We start from the raw sequence: 2,445 nt of genomic DNA on the forward strand, positions 1-2,445 counted from the left end.
GTATAGGCCTACGCTGTATAGGCCTACGCTTCGATTCATGACTCTCCCAGATTCTCTGGGGGAAATTAGCGAACTGACAGCTGCCCCCGCAGTTGACATGCCATAGAGGGATTCCTCATCTCTACCGTTGATGGTTCCCGAAATATAGCCAACTGAAGCAAGAGAGCTTTCCGCCATATTATCTAACGAGCCGAGGAAAAATTGGAAATCCCTCTTTCTTTTACGATAGGCGTACTCATCCCATGGTTCGAAACTTAGGTTAGTCTCAGATGCATGGTTCTTATGTATTGGACCACTATCTGAATATTCATTTTCAGCAGCAGTTATTAATGGGCCAGCAACAGCTGTTACTGGATCGACGATTACTTGGCCTGTGTAACCTTCACCCACCATTGAGATAAATCTTGAATATTCTATCCCTGCCTCCAGCTCTTCTGAGATCGCATCAAGCTCACTGAAAGTCTCGTCCCTCTCCTGAAGATAATTAAGCTCATACGCCGGGCCGACCGGCCCCTCACCATCCAGGCTCGCTATCCCATACTTATACAGATAATCGTCCGAATAAGACTTTTCAGTCGCGCTCACTGTAGCAGCCGAGCTTTGTTGACTCTCCTTAGCAACTCCCGCCAGCGCCAAGCCTCCCAACGTACTACCAACAACCCCCGCGATCATTCCCACATAATCAGGGCGATAGTCTTCGCTGTCATAGACCGCTACGCGAACGGCTTCGGATACTGCGCCGGCGGTGAAGCCTTGAATGGCATTGCGGGCGATGTCATTGTTTCTAATACTGCCTGGGAGGAAGCCATCGACGTAGCTGCTTAGTCCTTGGTTGTAAAAAGCACTCTTATCTCCAATGCCAATGCCGTTCATCACTGATGCAGTAGCAAAGCTAGTGGCGACGTCTCTCCAGCGGAAGGTGGTGGGGAGTTTTGTGGCTTTGCCAGCGAGATAATTTGCCCCGACGCCTGCTGCGGCTGTCGCCGCCATTTGCGCCCACTGATACCATCCTGAAGCATTTACAAAGCTATTTACTCCGGCAGTAGCGGTGGCAGTGAGACCATTTCTAACTGCGCTCCGCAGAGAAAAGTGATCCTGTAGATCAAGCTCTTTAGCCGCCAACTGAGATACAGCACTCCCTGCAACCCCTCCGATGAAGACTCCTCCAGCCATAGCAGCATAACTTGCAAAAGAGGTCGCAACGCCGACACTTGCGCTTACCGCTCCAAATCCAGCGCCCACTCCCGCACTCAGACCAAAGCCAACTCCCGCACTAGAGCCAACAGAAGCCGCTAAACCTCCAGCAACTGACGCTGCTCCTTGCGCCGCTGCCGCGGCGGGGCCGAATGATTGCATCAGCATGGCGGTCGCATAAGGAGCCACAATGGCCGCAACAGCGATAGCAATGACCATGACAACAAAGGTAGCGCCACATTTACCCTTCTTGGGCGGAGGCGGAGGCTCAGGCAACGATGGCGTTGTGTCGCCTAGGCCCAGTCCCGGGTCATAGGGACGGAATGTGCTGGCGTTATTGTGAATGTTGGTGACCACGTTAGGGATCACCAGACTTAAACCGGCTTTCAGATCCTGATCGCCGGAAAGGCCGTTGGCGTCCGCCAGCAGATACCAAAGACTGGCGTCTCCCCACATGCTGGCGGCGATCGAAGACAGTTTATCCCCTTCATGAACCTCATAGTAAGAGGATGCCTTGCCGGGATAGTCGGAGTTAATCGGCTGGAAGTTCTGGTCGAAATCCGCCGAAGTCACAGGCGTCATTCTGTAATAACTGGAATACCCGACTTGCTTTTTGATATCCCTGGTTCTGGCCTCAAACCAGTTGCGATTGTCATCCCGCCCTGCCGACCTGGGAACAAGGTACGACTCCTGACCGACAACAACGCTGTGATCTCCATTTTCCGCCAACTGCTGAACGTAGTCCGTCCTTGAGGGAACGCCATCGTTGCCAATGTCGCCGCGCACAATGCCATCCAAATAGTAGAATTTACGACGGATGGATTTCTCCTGACCGTTGTTATTCCTGTCTATTTCATTGCGCTGAATGGTCTGACCGCGCTGATTGTTGACATAGGAGATAGTTCGCTGATCCTGATGATCATAGACCCAGCGCGTGTGGCCGTTCGCATCATAGATGTAATAGGACGCGCCAGCGCCGACAGACGCGGATATGGTAACCTTGCTGGCTTTGTAGCTATCCCAGCGGTCACGCGCCAAATAGTGATATGTGGTCGTGACATCTCCATCATCGTTCGCCAAATCATCCAAAAACGTTTGTTTGAGCGTTTGACCATCGTTCAGATAGGTGTAGGTCAAAATGGACTTACGACTGCCAGGACTCATGGAAGCGTCTTTATAAACCGTGTCCGTCAACACCTGATTATTGGCGTTGTAGTCGTAATGATGCAGGCTTTCCAGGCGTTCTTTTAC

The 2,445-nt window shown here is 51.9% G+C and carries 1 protein-coding gene; it reads right to left on the reverse strand.

All coding sequences use genetic code 11. The features are described 5' to 3' along the window. Window positions 1-2,445 (reverse strand): LysM domain-containing protein (locus tag KP814_RS32325; RefSeq protein WP_216740641.1); only part of this gene is annotated, 2,445 nt, incomplete at both ends.

This window comes from Hahella sp. HN01 (assembly GCF_018986435.1).
Lineage (GTDB): Bacteria > Pseudomonadota > Gammaproteobacteria > Pseudomonadales > Oleiphilaceae > Hahella.